Raw genomic sequence first — 14,953 nt, 5'->3', positions numbered from 1 at the left:
ACTCATTTCTTTGATAGGAAAGTGTGCAATTTACAGACTGTTTAATAGGTTTTGTATAATGCATGCGTTTGATTAGCAAAAAAAATTAATGAGCGGTGTTCTATTGCTGCTGGCGGGGCGGCGTTAAATTAGTTGGTTTTTTTGATGAGATTTTCCAGAGTAATTATTCTAGTTTTCAGCGGATTTAAGAAAAATCTTAATATTAATTAATGTTTGTTAATGGGGTGTGGTAGGTTTTTGGTGTGGAAGGATATGCACTGGTTAGTTGGTATCATTTGCACGATCGTTCCATGTTTGGATTAAGGCTGACATGGCAGTTGTCCTATAAAGCAATGCTTGATAAGTACGGCTGCTTTTATTTAAAGGATCTATGAGGATGCTGTAATGAATCTCGACAAGGCGTTGGTACTGCGTACCTGTGCAAATAACATGGCCGATCACTGCGGCCTTATATGGCCCGCGTCCGGCGCGGTGGAATCCAGATACTGGCAGTCAACCAGGCGGCATGAGAATGGTCTGGTCGGTTTACTGTGGGGCGCTGGAACCAGCGCTTTTCTAAGCGTGCATGCCGATGCTCGATGGATTGTCTGTGAAGTCGCCGTTGCAGACATCATCAGTCTGGAAGAGCCGGGAATGGTCAAGTTTCCGCGGGCCGAGGTGGTTCATGTCGGCGACAGGATCAGCGCGTCACACTTCATTTCGGCACGTCAGGCCGACCCTGCGTCAACGTCAACGTCAACGCCTACGGCCATACCCACGCCCATGCCTGCGGCAGCAAGTGTCACGTTACCGGTGGCCGAACAGGCCCGTCATGAAGTGTTCGATGTCGCGTTGGTCAGCGCGGCTGCCCCCCCAGTAAACACCCTACCGGTGACGACGCCGCAGAATTTGCAGACCGCCACTTACGGCAGCACGTTGAGTGGCGACAATCACAGTCGTCTGATTGCCGGTTATGGCAGTAACGAGACCGCTGGCAACCACAGTGATCTAATTGCCGGTTATGGAAGTACAGGCACCGCCGGCTCCGACAGCTCGCTGGTCGCTGGCTATGGAAGCACCCAGACCGCCGGTGGGGACAGCGCGCTGACAGCGGGTTACGGCAGCACCCAGACCGCCCGCGAAGGCAGCAACCTGACGGCAGGGTACGGCAGCACCGGCACTGCAGGTTCGGACAGCTCGCTGATCGCCGGTTACGGCAGTACTCAGACTTCTGGCGGGGACAGCTCACTCACAGCGGGTTACGGCAGCACGCAAACGGCACAGGAAGGCAGCAATCTCACTGCAGGGTATGGCAGCACTGGCACGGCAGGTTCGGACAGCTCGCTGATCGCCGGTTACGGCAGCACCCAGACTTCCGGAGAAGACAGCTCGCTCACAGCGGGTTACGGCAGCACGCAAACGGCGCTGGAAGGCAGCAATCTCACCGCAGGGTACGGCAGCACCGGCACGGCAGGTTCGGACAGCTCGCTGATCGCCGGCTACGGCAGTACCCAGACTTCCGGAGAAGACAGCTCGCTCACGGCTGGTTACGGCAGCACGCAAACGGCGCAGGAAGGCAGCAATCTCACCGCAGGGTACGGCAGCACCGGCACGGCAGGCTCGGACAGCTCGTTGATCGCCGGTTATGGCAGTACACAAACCTCGGGAGGCGACAGTTCGCTGACCGCGGGCTACGGCAGTACGCAGACGGCCCAGGAGGGCAGCAATCTGACGGCGGGGTACGGCAGCACGGGTACAGCAGGTGTCGACAGCTCTCTGATCGCGGGATACGGCAGCACGCAAACCTCGGGAAGTGACAGCGCCCTGACCGCAGGCTACGGCAGCACGCAAACGGCTCAGGAAGGCAGCAATCTCACTGCTGGGTATGGCAGCACCGGCACGGCAGGGTCCAGCAGCTCGCTGATCGCCGGTTACGGCAGCACGCAAACCTCGGGCAGTGACAGCTCGCTCACGGCGGGTTACGGCAGTACGCAGACGGCCCAGGAGGGAAGCAACCTGACGGCGGGGTACGGCAGCACGGGTACAGCAGGTGTCGACAGCTCTCTGATCGCGGGATACGGCAGCACGCAGACCTCGGGAAGTGACAGTGCGCTGACAGCGGGTTACGGCAGTACGCAGACGGCCCAGGAAGGCAGTAACCTGACGGCGGGCTACGGCAGCACTGGCACGGCAGGTGCCGACAGTTCGTTGATCGCCGGATATGGCAGCACGCAGACGTCAGGCAGCGAAAGTTCGCTCACCGCAGGCTATGGCAGTACCCAGACTGCCCGTGAAGGCAGCACCCTGACGGCCGGATATGGCAGTACTGGAACAGCTGGCGCTGACAGCTCGCTTATCGCCGGTTACGGCAGCACGCAAACCTCGGGCAGTGAAAGCTCGCTCACGGCAGGTTATGGCAGTACCCAGACCGCACAGCAGGGCAGCGTACTCACATCGGGCTATGGCAGTACGCAAACGGCCGGGGCTGCCAGTAACCTCACCGCAGGCTATGGAAGTACAGGTACCGCGGGTCACGAGAGTTTCATCATTGCGGGTTATGGAAGTACGCAGACTGCGGGCCACAAAAGTATCCTGACCGCTGGTTATGGCAGTACTCAGACGGCCAGGGACGGTAGCGACCTGATTGCGGGCTATGGCAGTACGGGAACCGCAGGTTCGGGCAGTTCGCTGATTGCAGGGTATGGCAGCACCCAGACCGCGAGTTACAGAAGCATGCTGACCGCCGGTTATGGGAGTACTCAGACGGCCAGAGAATACAGTGACCTGGTCGCAGGTTATGGCAGCACTTCAACGGCAGGATCAAACAGTTCGCTTATCGCCGGCTATGGAAGCACCCAAACGGCCAGCTTCAAAAGCATATTGACTGCCGGGTATGGCAGTACCCAGACGGCACAGGAACGCAGTGACCTGGTGACAGGCTACGGAAGCACGTCGACTGCGGGTTACTCAAGCTCCCTGATTGCTGGCTATGGCAGTACGCAGACGGCAGGCTACGAGAGCACGTTGACAGCCGGTTATGGCAGTACGCAAACCGCACAGGACAGCAGCTCGCTGACCACCGGCTACGGAAGTACTTCCACTGCGGGCTATGCAAGTTCGCTGATCGCGGGTTACGGCAGTACGCAGACGGCAGGTTACGAGAGCACGTTGACTGCGGGTTATGGCAGTACGCAAACGGCGCAGGAGCGCAGTGACCTGGTTACAGGCTACGGAAGCACTTCCACCGCAGGTTATGCAAGTTCGCTGATCGCCGGTTACGGCAGCACGCAGACGGCAGGTTACGAGAGCACGTTGACAGCCGGTTATGGCAGTACGCAAACCGCGCAGGAAAAAAGCTCGCTCACCACCGGCTACGGAAGTACCTCTACCGCCGGCTATGAGAGTTCGCTGATCGCGGGCTATGGCAGTACGCAGACGGCAGGCTATAAAAGTACGCTCACGGCAGGTTATGGCAGTACCCAGACTGCCGAGCATGGAAGTTCACTGACGGCGGGGTATGGCAGTACGGCAACAGCCGGGCAGGACAGCTCATTGATCGCTGGTTATGGCAGTTCCCTGACCAGCGGAATCCGAAGTTTTCTGACGGCAGGTTACGGCAGTACGCTGATCGCCGGGCTTCGTAGTGTGTTGATTGCCGGTTATGGCAGCAGTCTCACATCAGGCATTCGCAGCACATTGACTGCGGGCTACGGCAGTAACCAGATCGCGAGTTATGGCAGTTCGTTGATTGCGGGCCATGAAAGTATTCAGGTGGCCGGAAATAAAAGCATGCTGATCGCCGGCAAGGGCAGCTCGCAGACAGCAGGCTTTCGCAGCACGCTGATTGCCGGTGCGGGCAGTGTACAACTGGCGGGTGATCGCAGCAGGTTGATTGCCGGTGCAGACAGTAATCAGACCGCGGGGGACCGCAGCAAACTACTGGCCGGTAACAACAGTTACCTCACCGCTGGCGACAGAAGCAAGTTGACCGGCGGGCACGACTGCACGTTGATGGCGGGAGACCAAAGCAGATTGACCGCCGGAAAGAACAGTGTGTTGACAGCAGGCGCTCGTAGCAAACTCATTGGCAGTGAAGGTTCCACGTTATCGGCAGGAGAAGACTCCACGCTTGTTTTCAGACTCTGGGACGGCAAGCGGTACAGACAACTGGTGGCCAGGACGGGAGAGAACGGCGTTGAAGCCGACATTCCGTATTACGTGAATGACGATGACGATATCGTCAATAAAACCGACGAGGACGACACCTGAGTCACGGAGCCGGTTTATTCGTACTGAATCATCGACAGGGTACGTCGGTGCGGTTCGGGACATGAAGTCCCTTTATAAACGAATCAACGGTGTACTGCCCAAAGGTGCCGAGGATAAAACCGATAAAGCCTGCGTTGTTTTTTATGTGTAAGCCGCGAAACTTTATTTTTTCAATCAGGGTGTTTTACCGGGCGTCAGGACTGTTACGCGGGAGCAGCACGCCGCTCCCACGAGGATCAATCATTGCAGATGTTATGGCAGCTCGTGGCTGGCATAGAACGCGCTCAGTACTTTGACCAGATGCGCCAAGTCATGACTGCCGGCCAGCTCGCGAATCGAATGCATGGCGAACGTTGGCAGGCCGATGTCTACCGTGCGGATACCCAAATGGCTGGCGGTGATTGGCCCGATAGTCGAGCCGCAGGCCATGTCGCTGCGCACCACGAAACTCTGCACCGGTACTTCTTCAGCCATGCACAGATGGCGGAAGAAACCGGCTGTTTCACTGTTGGTGGCGTAGCGCTGGTTGCTGTTGACCTTGATCACCGGCCCGGCGTTGAGCTTGGGACCATGATTGGCGTCATGTTTTTCGGCGTAGTTGGGGTGTATGCCGTGGGCGTTGTCGGCCGATATCAGCAGCGATTTCTGAATGGTTCGTACGTAGTCTTCGCTGCTCGGCAGCAGGCGCTGGACGATCTGCTCAAGCATTGCGCCGTCTGCGCCACAGGTCGACGACGAACCGACTTCTTCATGATCGGTGCACACCAGCAGAGCGGTTTCGTCACTTTCGCTGTTCAGCAGCGCTTGCATCCCGGCATAACACGACAGCAGGTTGTCCAGGCGTGCGCCTGCCAGGAAGTCCCCATTGAGGCCGACAACGGCGGCACTCTGTGTGTCATAGAAACTCAGCTCGTAATCGAGCACCACGTCCGCATTCAGCCCGTGTTCGCGGGCCAGTTGATCAGTCAGAAGCGCACGGAAGTCCGCGCGTTCGTCGCCAGCCACTTGCGCGAGGATCGGCGGCAGTTCGTTTTGCGCATTGATCGCCCAGCCTTCATTGGCGGTGCGGTTCAAGTGGATGGCCAGGTTGGGGATCACGGCAATCGGCAGCTTGAAGTCGATCAACTGACTTTCAACCTTGCCATCGCGGCGGAAGGTGACGCGACCCGCCAGCGACAGATCACGGTCAAACCACGGTGCCAGCAGCGCGCCGCCGTAGACTTCGACGCCCAGCTGCCAAAAGCCCTGGCGTTGCAGTTCCGGTTGCGGTTTGACCCGCAGGCACGGGCTGTCCGTGTGTGCGCCAACCATGCGAATTCCGCCGGTGAGTGGCGACTGACGGCCCATGCGGAAGGCGACGATAGAAGAGTCATTACGGGTGACGAAGTAACGACCTCCAGTTTCTATTGCCCAGGTGTCACGTTCATCCAGCCGTTGAAAACCCGCAGCTTCGAAGTGTTGCACGAGGGTGGCGGTGGCGTGGAACGGGGTGGGAGAAGCCTTCAGAAAATCGATGAGGCCTTTGTTCAACTCTGCGCGCATAAATAGCTCCAGACAGCAATGGCGCGAGTTTACCGCATTGGCTCAGTCGTTGCCGCTGCCACAGAAACGCTTTTCAACCGCGGTGGCACTGACGACGCAGAGTGCGACGTTAGTGACGGCTGAGTCCTGGCGCTGATCCGGCGACCCCCGGATCAGTGACAGGGCGAAGGAACCCGACGAAGTCGGGCCGGAAACAGGAGCGGGGGGCTTTGGTTACTTTGGCCCCATCAAAGTAACTCGCCGAGGGGCGAAAAGGTGACCTGAGTCGACCCTAAATCCACCTGAAGTCGCAGAACCGCTGTGTGACGCGGAGCGTGGGAACGATAGTCAGAGCAGCTGTATGACGCGGAGCATCTGCACGATAGCCAGCGTGTCATTCAGATCAGAAAGGCGCGGGGCACTCGAAGGTCAACCGCTCGCCGGTGCCCGGATGGGTAAAGCTCAGCATGCTCGCATGCAGGCACAGGCGCGGGTACGCCGCCAGCGCTTCGGGATGGGCATACAGACCATCGCCCAGCAGCGGATGACCGATCGACAGCATGTGCACCCGCAGTTGGTGCGAGCGACCGGTAATAGGGGTAAGTTCGACCCGACAGTGGGTGTCGTGGCGTTCGACGACCTTCCAGAATGTCAGCGCGTGCTTGCCTGCCTCGTGGTCAACCACATGCCGGGGCTTGGTGGGCGGGTCGTAGCGTAACGGCAGGTCGATACTGCCGCTGTCCAGCGACGGTTGACCCCAGCAAAGTGCGGTATAGGCTTTTTCGGTTTCGCGATCATGAAACTGACGCGACAGTTCGCGATGCGTGTCGGCATCGCGGGCCAGCAGGATGATGCCCGACGTTTCCCAGTCCAGACGATGGACGATGCGGGCTTCGGGGAAGCCGTTTTCCTGCAGGCGGGTAATCAGGCAATCCTTGTTGTCATCGGCGCGGCCGGGGACGGAAAGCAGCAGGGTAGGCTTATCGATTACCAGAACGGCTGCGTCCTGATAAATGATGCGGATGTTCGACAACGGCATGCAACGGCCTCGAAACGCTAGAAACGCCAACGGCGGTAAGGGCGCAGCTTCCTGAGAAGTGCGCCGATACCGCCGCAAGCGACTGCCTGATCAGCGATCTGGCAGGGTGATATTGAGTTCCAGAATCGAGCAGCTGCCTTGGCTTTCCAACGCAACCTGAACTTGATCGGACTCGATATTGACGTATTTACGGATCACTTCCACCAGCTCTTTCTGCAGTGCAGGAAGGTAGTCCGGGGTACTGCGCTGGCCGCGTTCGTGCGCAACGATGATCTGCAGACGCTCTTTCGCTACCGAGGCCGTGCTTTCTTTTTTGCGGTCACGAAAGAAGTCAAAAATATTCATTAATTACCCCCGAACAGACGTTCAAAGAATCCTTTCTTCTGCACATCCAGGAAGCGATGTTCCCGGTCTTTACCCAGCAGGCGGTCAACGGCATCGCTGTAGGCCTGGCCAGCGTCGCTCTGGTCATCGAGAATGACCGGTACGCCCTGGTTGGAGGCTTTCAGGACAGCCTGGGATTCGGGGATCACGCCGAGCAGGGTAACAGCAAGGATTTCCTTGACGTCTTCCACACCGAGCATTTCGCCCTTGCTGACACGCTCAGGGTTGTAGCGAGTGAGCAGCAGGTGCTCCTTGATCGGATCTTCGCCGCGTTCGGCACGACGTGACTTGCTGGCCAGCAGGCCCAGCATACGATCGGAGTCACGCACAGAGGATACTTCGGGGTTGGTCACGACGATCGCTTCATCGGCGAAATACATGGCCAGGTGAGCACCGGTCTCGATGCCGGCCGGCGAATCGCAGACGATGTATTCGAACGATTCCTTCAGCTCCATGAGGACTTTTTCAACGCCCTCCTTGGTCAGTGCGTCCTTGTCACGGGTCTGGCTGGCGGCCAGCACGAACAGGCCTTCGATCTTCTTGTCCTTGATCAGCGCCTGTTGCAGGTTGGCTTCGCCATTGACCACGTTGACGAAGTCATACACGACACGACGCTCGCAACCCATGATCAGGTCGAGGTTACGCAGGCCGACGTCGAAGTCGACGATGACTGTCTTGTGACCACGCAATGCGAGACCGGTACCGATAGCGGCGCTGGTGGTGGTCTTGCCCACACCACCCTTGCCGGATGTAACAACGAGAATCTTGGCCAAGGTGTATCACCCCTAGAGGAAAAGGACATTAAGTCCCTGAAGAGCATCTCCTGGCGCCGCGCCCGTCGAAGCATTGTGTCAATTCTGGGGTCTGATTCCGGAAAGGTAGCGTTAAGCTATTACTTTCAACTCATATACCCGCTGAAAAGCAGTGCTTGTCAGAACTTCCTGCCGCCTTCACGACGGTTTCGCGACGAATCAGAGATACTTTGAAAATTGCGGCAGTATCCGTTAAAGACGAATGATGTTCAACACATCACCTGACAGGCTGACCTGGACCGGCGAGCCCCATAGCGGGTCCCTGCGCAAGTCCTCGGAAACCTTGTATTGCCCGGCAATCGAAATCAGCTCTGCACTCAACTGCTGACAGAAGATTCGTGCTTTCGTGTCGCCTTTTATTCCCGCCAGTGCCCTGCCGCGCATTGGGCCGTACACATGGATGTTTCCATCGGCCAGAAGTTCCGCACCGGGACTGACCGGCGCAACCACAACCAGATCGCCGCCCTGGGCATAAATCTGCTGACCGCCGCGCACCGGAGCGGTTATCACGCGGGTCGGCTTAATGAGCGGTTCGGGTGGTTTTTCCGGGATCTTTTTCGGCGCTTCGACTTCAATCGGGTCGATTACGCGCTCACGTGCGCCGGACGGCGGCAGCACCGGAAGATCAACGGCAATGGCTGCAGCGATGTCTTCGATGCGGTTGGCACGGATCGCCAGGGTGCGCAGACCGTGCTGGCGACAGATACGCACCAGCCCGGGGAGATCCACCGGGCCTTCGTTCGGCGCGAGTTTGTCCAGAGCCAGGATCAACGGCGTATTGCTGAAGAAGTTGGGGGCTTGTGCCACTTTCGCCGCCAGTTGCCGGTCGAGCGCTTCAAGGTTGGTCCGGGCCAGCTCCATCACGGTGATGGCGAGCATGCTGCCCTTGAGCTGAAATACAGGTTCCGGGTTTTGCGATTCAATCTGGCTCATGGTTGATATACACAACAGCTTGTCGCTAAAAGTGCCGAGACTTATAGCGAGAACGCCCGCGAGCCGCAAGCAGGTAGAACCGTTGTAGAATGCGCGGCCTTTGTTCTGACGGAAGCCCAAATGGATCGCCCGCGCTTTAAAGCCAGTTTCCTTCACCCCCGTTTCTGGCCGTTGTGGCTGGGGCTGGGGCTTTTATGGCTGGTTGTCCAGTTGCCGTTTCGCGCCCTGCTGGCCATCGGTCGGGCATTGGGTGCGGTCATGTACCGAGTGGCCACTGATCGAAAAAATATCGCGTCACGCAATCTTGAGCTGTGTTTTCCTCATTTGTCTGCGGCCGAGCGCAAGCGTCTGCTCAAGGAAAACTTCGCCTCCACCGGGATCGCCTTCTTCGAGATGGCCATGAGCTGGTGGTGGTCGAAAAAACGTTTGGCCAGGCTTGCCCATGTCGAAGGGCTTGAGCATTTGCAGAATGCCCAACAAAAAGGCGAGGGCGTGATTCTGATGGCGCTGCACTTCACCACGCTGGAGATCGGCGCGGCGCTGCTGGGCCAGCAACACACCATCGACGGCATGTACCGCGAACACAAGAGCCCACTGTTCGATTTCGTCCAGCGTCGCGGACGCGAGCGGCACAACCTTGATTCGCTGGCTGTCGAGCGCGACGACGTGCGTGGCATGCTCAAGTTGCTGCGTGCCGGCCGGGCCATCTGGTATGCACCGGATCAGGACTATGGCGCCAAGCAGAGCATCTTTGTGCCGCTGTTCGGCATTCAGGCCGCGACCGTGACCGCTACCAGCAAATTTGCTCGTCTGGGCCGTGCTCAAGTGGTGCCCTTCACTCAGCAGCGTCTGGCGGACGGCAGCGGTTACAGGCTGGTTATTCACCCACCGCTGCAGGATTTTCCGGGTGAAAGCGACGAAGCCGATTGCTTGCGTATCAATCAATGGGTAGAAAGTGCTATCACTGAATGCCCGGAACAGTATCTTTGGGCGCATCGGCGCTTCAAGAGTCGACCGGCTGGCGAACCGAAGCTATATAACAAACGTAGATAAAAAGCGTCGTTGACCACTGAGGCCAGTTGTAGATGCCAGATACCGCAGTAGTGACCCAGGCTGTAACCGAAGTCGAGCCCGTGACCGGGCTTATTTTGTCAGGTGGCGGTGCGCGTGCTGCGTATCAGGTTGGCGTACTTGCCGGCATTGCCGACTTGCTGCCGCCTGGTTCTCCCAATCCCTTTCCGGTCATTGTCGGTACGTCGGCCGGGGCGATCAACGCGGTGAAACTGGCCAGCGGCGCGCTGCACTTTCGCATTGCCATTCACCAGTTGACCGAGTTTTGGCAGTCGTTCCGCAGCCATCAGGTGCTGCGCAGCGACTGGTCTGGTGTGATTCATCAGGCCAGCCGTTTTTTCGGCCGCAGCCTGATGGGCTTCGGGCGAAATATCCCGGTTGCCTTGCTCAACAGCTCTCCTCTGCGTGAACTGCTCAACGAGCGGCTGGACCTGTCCGGAATCGAGGCCGCCATTGATGCCCATCACCTGCGCGCCGTGGCGGTAACAGCTTTTGGCTATGAATCAGGGCAGGCAGTCACGTTCTATCAAGGCCGTGGCACCATCGAGCCCTGGCTGCGCCATCGGCGTATCGGCCGTCCGACTCAACTGACCGTGGATCACTTGCTGGCCAGTTCAGCCATTCCCTTGCTGTTCGCCCCGGTGATGCTGGATCAGGAATACTTTGGTGACGGTGCCGTGCGTCAGTCGGCGCCGATCAGTCCGGCGCTGCATCTGGGTGCCAATCGTGTTCTGGTCGTAGGCGTTAGCGGCAATCCGCGCGGGCTGAAAACCGAAAGGCCGGCGCCGCGTGCGCCAATCGGCATACAGCCAAGTCTGGCGCAGATCAGCGGCCACATGCTCAACAGCACGTTCATCGATAATCTGGAAAGCGATATCGAGTTGCTGGAGCGCTTGAACATGGCCAGCGCGTTGCTGCCTGGCGATCAGATCAGGCAGCCGGGTATGGAGCCGGTGGAAGTTCTGGTGATTTCCCCAAGCCGCCCGCTGGACGAAATCGCTGCCCGGCACCGCCGTGAACTTCCGCCTGCATTGCGCACGTTCCTCCGCGGGCCGGGCGCGACCAAAAGCAGTGGCGCCAGTGTCCTGAGCTATCTGTTGTTTGAATCGGGTTATTGCAGCGAACTGATCGAATTGGGCCGACACGATGCGATTGCCCAGGGTGCGGAACTGAAAAGGTTCCTGCGCCTCACATGACGCCTCCACGGCAGGAGCCAATCCTGCCGTGGGACGCGCTTCTACCTCAGTCGCCGAACCTGCAGGTTGCCACAAGGCGGGCCGCTCAATTGCTCTCCGGTTTCGAGGCTGAACACCGAGAAGTGCAGGGGGCAGGTAATGGACCGGCGTTTCTCGTTGACCACGCCATGCTCCAGCCAGCCCTCACGATGTGGGCAACTACTCGGTACCAGGTATTGCTCCTGGCCGATATGCACGGTGAACGTGTCGGGACGACGAAACTCAGCAGGCTCGTTCAAGGTTGGCCTCCTTGTTGAAGTGCTTGAGTCGACGAGCTTTCTCTACGGCCAGGTCGAATGCCAGGTTGGTGATCTCGCGCCCCATGCATATGCCGCGCCACGCTTTTACCGGGTCCAGATCACCGCTGACGTCCATGGCCTTGAGCAGGCGCTGCCCCTCGATGGCATGGAAAACGTCGATATGAACGTGTTCTGAGTAGTAGGTATGAGCCTGGATCTGCAAGCGCTCGCAGAGTTGGGTGTAACACTCGAAAAAGAACGGTACCACGGTCTCGAAGTAGGTAATGACCCCGGCAAACCATGATGGGTCATCCGCGCGCATGGCCAGCCAGCAGAACATGTTGGGAAAGGTGAAACCGGCACTGGAGTTGGCCTCCACGTAGAATTGCAGGTCCAGCGGCATGTTCAGTTCGCGCAGCAGGTCCTGATACAGCGTGGTATGCGAGCGCTTGAGGTTTCCCGAGCCGAACTCGTCGATCATCATGCGCAGCATGGGCATTTGCGCGGGCAGGCTGAGCCTGGGCATCAGATGATAGAAAACCTGCGCTTCGGTCAGACCATCCAGCGCAAACTCCTGAACCAGAATCCGGAACTCGTCGAGCGTCATGTCGCTGCCGACATAGTGCGCGCTGGGCGGTACTTCGCTGCTCTCCAGTTCGACCAGTTCGGCCAGCATCCTGCGCAGACCGGCGAGATCACCTGGAACATCCGCAGTCATGCTGCGTTCGATGGCGTCGTCGATCCAGCGCTGCTCGAATGCCAGGAGCTCCTGTGGGATAGGCACGAGTTTTTCGATAAGTGCACGATTGGCCAGAAACAGTTGCTTTTGCATGTTTTCCATTAAGCAGCCTCCTCGGTCATAACCCGGTCGCTGTCGATCACGCCACGGGCTTTAAGCTCGCGCTTGACCTGGGCGTACCAGTCGGACGCACTCAGCAGATACCGTTCATTGAGCGTCGCGATTTCCTGACTGAGCGCTGGCTGTTGGCGGGCAGCCGCCTGCCGACAGAGCAGCGGTTCCAGGTTGGCGAGGGACACCACGTTGCCGTCGGACTCCAGTTCGCCAGCCAGCTGCATTTCCCAGCCGATAAAGTAGTCGACGCCTTGTTGCCGAATGGCATCCACCTGATCCTGCGAGCGAGGCATGGATGGCGAGTCCTTGAGGCCAATCACCCTGGGTAACTGCGCGATGGCTTCGAGGGTGGCGAAGGTCTTCTCGTTGCCTGACAGGGCGGCCTCGTTGTACATGAAGATATCCAGACGGGTCGCGTCATGAATGGTCTGGTAATGGTCGATGATCACCTGCTGACTGATACCGGGTGTAAACGGCGAGGTGAACATCACCGCTTGCGCGCCGGCATCCTGAGCCATCAGGGCAAAGTCCAGTACCTCCTGCGTCGAACTGCGCTCAATCCCGGCGATGACCAGCTTGTCGCCTGCGTGGCGTAGGGTCAGCTCCAGCATCTGTAGCCACTGCTGGCGCGACAGCCGCCAGCCTTCTCCGGAGGTCAGGCATGGAATGTAGCCGTCGACGTGGGCTGCGAGGCTGCTCAAAAGACGTTCAAGACTGGTTTCGCAGACCTGCGCCTGTTCGTTCAGAGGCGTTACCAGCGGCACCAGAATGGTTTTACCAGACATGTTCAAAGTCCTCGTTGCGGATCACCATGGCACTCGACTGGTCATAGAGACGTTGCAACATCTCCGGGAACGCAGGCTGTCTGACGGGGCTTTCGAACGGCTGCAGGAAAGGCTGCAGGACGTGCAGGCGCAGCAGCTCCGGATCGTGGGTATAAAACGGGATTTCCTGCTCCAGTACCTGCGCCGCCAGCAGTTTCTTTTCGACGGGCAGGCCTTTGAGCAGTGTGTCCGTCGCGGCGCGCTGGAGTATGTATTCGCTGCAGCCCTGGCGCTGGATGGCCATGTCAGTGTGCAGTACATCCATGAACGGGTAGTACACGTCCTGCAAGGCACGGCTTTTCTTCCAGATAATGGCGTCGCAAATGCCTATCTGGGCGAAATTCATCTGCACGCTGCTTTCGTAGAACCGGGAAAAGAAGCCCAGGGATTTGTCACGCACACCGGGATCGGCGTGGTGCATGCCCATGAACACTGTTGCGTCGATCATTGGCAGGTCGAAGTCAGACATGGAAGTTCTCCAGTGCCTTGGCGATGACCTGAACCGCAGCCGCGAATTCGTCCGGTTTGCGTGCCAGTGCCAGACGTATGTAACGCTGGCCTTTTTCGGGCTGGCTCCAGTAGAAATATTTGCCCGGCAGCACGTACACGTCCCATTGCAGCAGATAAGCCTGCAACTCATCGGCGTTAATGCCAGTGGGCAGAATCTCGAACCACGCCACGCTGGTGTCGATCATCGGTTCCACATACTGCAAAACCCTGCCCTCAAGACCCGCCCGGGCCATGCGGCGGTTGACGTCCAGCACCGAACGCACGGAGTTGAAGTCATCGTCGTTGCTGTCCTCGATGTAGCGGGTAACCACATTGAGGATGAATGGCGAGACGTTCAAAAGGACGCTGGTGACGATGCTGTAGATATCGGCGTTGATGTCCTGGCTGGCCATGAGGGTGGCGCATTTGGTGTCTTGTAGCGGCCAGGTCTTGCCAGTGTCTTCCATGACCAGGTATTGCGTGCCGATATCGTCGAGAATCGCGTAGGCGTCCACGCGTTCCCGACCGGCCGCCTTGAAGAACGAGGCGAAACAGAAATCGAGTATCAGCAGTTTGTTGTAATCGCGGCAGTATCTGGCCACTTCGACGAACGTATCCGGTCCGCCGGCAAACAGGCTGGAACCGGTCGGGTTATTGGGATCGACCAGAAAGATCGCATCCAGCCCGATGGCCGCTTTCTGCAAGTTTGCGTACACCTCGGTCGATGAGGTGAACAGGCTTTCATCGAGTGCCGACATGGGCACTTCCATGTGTTTCAAGAGATCGTGCAGGTTGTCGAAGCAAGGCTCGATCAGCCCGACACTCATGTTCTGTTTGCGCAGGTAGGTCGCGGTAATGTGCATGGCGATGGACGCTGCGTAGACGAGATAGATTTCGTCGTGGCGTTTCAGCGCATGGTGCTGGCCATGGAAGGTGAAAAAGGCATGAATGAAGGCCTGCTCACTCTGGTATTGGGTCTGGTTCTGCGCCTGATACCACAGCTCGGGCAGGCTGGCGACGATCATGCGCTGAGTGTCGCTCTGATCCTGATGAGTGTGCGCATCGGCCAGGTTGAAACGGGTTTTGAGGGCAGAGATTTCGTGTTGGGTAATATCGTCCAGAACAGGAACCGCGTTCAAGGTGTCGATACCGGCATATAGACTGTTCATACCATTATCCCTATGGAGTCATTATTGTTTGGGGCGCAGCCGTCCTGGATATCCAGAACGCCCAAGCAGATTTCCTTATTTTTGGCTGAAATAACACTGTACCTAAGTGCAAATAACAGAATGTTATATTTCAAGG

At 58.1% G+C, this 14,953-nt stretch carries 13 protein-coding genes; 3 read left to right on the top strand and 10 right to left on the bottom strand.

What is annotated here, in order from left to right:
* The first annotated feature begins 762 nt into the window (after window positions 1-762).
* Complete coding sequence (locus RYB09_RS19910; RefSeq protein WP_410478324.1) at window positions 763-4,248, top strand: Ice nucleation protein; 3,486 nt, start codon at window positions 763-765, stop codon at window positions 4,246-4,248.
* Window positions 4,249-4,500: 252 nt separating this feature from the next.
* Here RYB09_RS19910 and RYB09_RS19905 read toward each other — a convergent pair whose 3' ends face one another.
* The 5 genes from RYB09_RS19905 to minC form a co-directional block, all read right to left on the bottom strand.
* Window positions 4,501-5,790 (bottom strand): M18 family aminopeptidase, encoded by a 1,290-nt coding sequence (locus RYB09_RS19905; RefSeq protein WP_122258286.1) that lies wholly within the window; start codon window positions 5,788-5,790, stop codon window positions 4,501-4,503.
* A 382-nt stretch (window positions 5,791-6,172) separates the two neighbouring features.
* Window positions 6,173-6,808, bottom strand: coding sequence for an RluA family pseudouridine synthase (locus RYB09_RS19900; RefSeq protein WP_122258285.1), 636 nt, complete (start codon window positions 6,806-6,808; stop codon window positions 6,173-6,175).
* A gap of 90 nt (window positions 6,809-6,898) precedes the next feature.
* The gene (gene minE / locus RYB09_RS19895) at window positions 6,899-7,153 is read right to left on the bottom strand and encodes a cell division topological specificity factor MinE (RefSeq protein WP_002552653.1); all 255 of its coding nucleotides are present in this window, start codon (window positions 7,151-7,153) and stop codon (window positions 6,899-6,901) included.
* Window positions 7,153-7,965 (bottom strand): septum site-determining protein MinD, encoded by an 813-nt coding sequence (gene minD, locus RYB09_RS19890; protein WP_003382726.1) that lies wholly within the window; start codon window positions 7,963-7,965, stop codon window positions 7,153-7,155. Before minD ends, minE begins: the two co-directional genes overlap by 1 nt.
* Before the next feature lie 231 nt (window positions 7,966-8,196).
* Window positions 8,197-8,937 carry a septum site-determining protein MinC gene (gene minC, locus RYB09_RS19885; RefSeq protein WP_002552655.1) on the bottom strand — a complete coding sequence of 247 codons (741 nt, stop codon included), beginning with the start codon at window positions 8,935-8,937 and terminating at the stop codon, window positions 8,197-8,199.
* Between the two features lie 120 nt (window positions 8,938-9,057).
* Here minC and RYB09_RS19880 point away from each other — a divergent pair, with 120 nt between their 5' ends.
* A complete protein-coding gene (locus RYB09_RS19880; protein WP_058408949.1) occupies window positions 9,058-9,990 on the top strand; it encodes a lipid A biosynthesis lauroyl acyltransferase in 933 nt (310 codons plus the stop codon).
* 32 nt (window positions 9,991-10,022) lie between these two features.
* Window positions 10,023-11,204, top strand: a complete 1,182-nt coding sequence (locus RYB09_RS19875; RefSeq protein WP_058408948.1) for a patatin-like phospholipase family protein — start codon at window positions 10,023-10,025, stop codon at window positions 11,202-11,204.
* A 41-nt stretch (window positions 11,205-11,245) separates the two neighbouring features.
* On the opposite strand, the gene RYB09_RS19870 is transcribed toward RYB09_RS19875, so the two are convergent.
* From RYB09_RS19870 to RYB09_RS19850, 5 genes are read right to left on the bottom strand one after another with little or no spacing between them, the layout of a single operon-like run.
* On the bottom strand, window positions 11,246-11,482 hold the full coding sequence (locus RYB09_RS19870) for a Rieske (2Fe-2S) protein (protein ID WP_002552658.1): 237 nt from the start codon (window positions 11,480-11,482) through the stop codon (window positions 11,246-11,248).
* On the bottom strand, window positions 11,466-12,323 hold the full coding sequence (locus tag RYB09_RS19865) for an iron-containing redox enzyme family protein (protein WP_316889885.1): 858 nt from the start codon (window positions 12,321-12,323) through the stop codon (window positions 11,466-11,468). Before RYB09_RS19865 ends, RYB09_RS19870 begins: the two co-directional genes overlap by 17 nt.
* Window positions 12,323-13,120 carry a dihydrodipicolinate synthase family protein gene (locus RYB09_RS19860; protein ID WP_122281461.1) on the bottom strand — a complete coding sequence of 266 codons (798 nt, stop codon included), beginning with the start codon at window positions 13,118-13,120 and terminating at the stop codon, window positions 12,323-12,325. Before RYB09_RS19860 ends, RYB09_RS19865 begins: the two co-directional genes overlap by 1 nt.
* The gene (locus tag RYB09_RS19855; protein WP_058401660.1) at window positions 13,110-13,628 is read right to left on the bottom strand and encodes a DUF6190 family protein; all 519 of its coding nucleotides are present in this window, start codon (window positions 13,626-13,628) and stop codon (window positions 13,110-13,112) included. The genes RYB09_RS19860 and RYB09_RS19855 overlap by 11 nt, the downstream gene beginning before the upstream one ends.
* Complete coding sequence (locus RYB09_RS19850; RefSeq protein WP_122258284.1) at window positions 13,621-14,817, bottom strand: aminotransferase class I/II-fold pyridoxal phosphate-dependent enzyme; 1,197 nt, start codon at window positions 14,815-14,817, stop codon at window positions 13,621-13,623. Before RYB09_RS19850 ends, RYB09_RS19855 begins: the two co-directional genes overlap by 8 nt.
* Between the last annotated feature and the right edge of the window lie 136 nt (window positions 14,818-14,953).

The sequence above is a fragment of the Pseudomonas syringae group sp. J254-4 genome (assembly GCF_032586855.1).
In the GTDB taxonomy this organism is placed as follows: domain Bacteria; phylum Pseudomonadota; class Gammaproteobacteria; order Pseudomonadales; family Pseudomonadaceae; genus Aquipseudomonas; species Aquipseudomonas amygdali.
The sequence above is the reverse complement of the archived record's forward strand: the minus strand, read 5'-3'. Positions and strand labels throughout refer to the sequence as shown.

Bases quoted from the DNA above. Each gene is read 5' to 3' on its own strand.
- RYB09_RS19910 (WP_410478324.1), top strand. From the start codon at position 763: ATGCCTGCGGCAGCAAGTGTCACGTTACCGGTGGCCGAACAGGCCCGT.
- RYB09_RS19905 (WP_122258286.1), bottom strand. From the start codon at position 5,790: ATGCGCGCAGAGTTGAACAAAGGCCTCATCGATTTTCTGAAGGCTTCT.
- RYB09_RS19900 (WP_122258285.1), bottom strand. From the start codon at position 6,808: ATGCCGTTGTCGAACATCCGCATCATTTATCAGGACGCAGCCGTTCTG.
- minE (WP_002552653.1), bottom strand. From the start codon at position 7,153: ATGAATATTTTTGACTTCTTTCGTGACCGCAAAAAAGAAAGCACGGCC.
- minC (WP_002552655.1), bottom strand. From the start codon at position 8,937: ATGAGCCAGATTGAATCGCAAAACCCGGAACCTGTATTTCAGCTCAAG.
- RYB09_RS19880 (WP_058408949.1), top strand. From the start codon at position 9,058: ATGGATCGCCCGCGCTTTAAAGCCAGTTTCCTTCACCCCCGTTTCTGG.
- RYB09_RS19875 (WP_058408948.1), top strand. From the start codon at position 10,023: ATGCCAGATACCGCAGTAGTGACCCAGGCTGTAACCGAAGTCGAGCCC.
- RYB09_RS19865 (WP_316889885.1), bottom strand. From the start codon at position 12,323: ATGGAAAACATGCAAAAGCAACTGTTTCTGGCCAATCGTGCACTTATC.
- RYB09_RS19860 (WP_122281461.1), bottom strand. From the start codon at position 13,120: ATGTCTGGTAAAACCATTCTGGTGCCGCTGGTAACGCCTCTGAACGAA.
- RYB09_RS19855 (WP_058401660.1), bottom strand. From the start codon at position 13,628: ATGTCTGACTTCGACCTGCCAATGATCGACGCAACAGTGTTCATGGGC.
- RYB09_RS19850 (WP_122258284.1), bottom strand. From the start codon at position 14,817: ATGAACAGTCTATATGCCGGTATCGACACCTTGAACGCGGTTCCTGTT.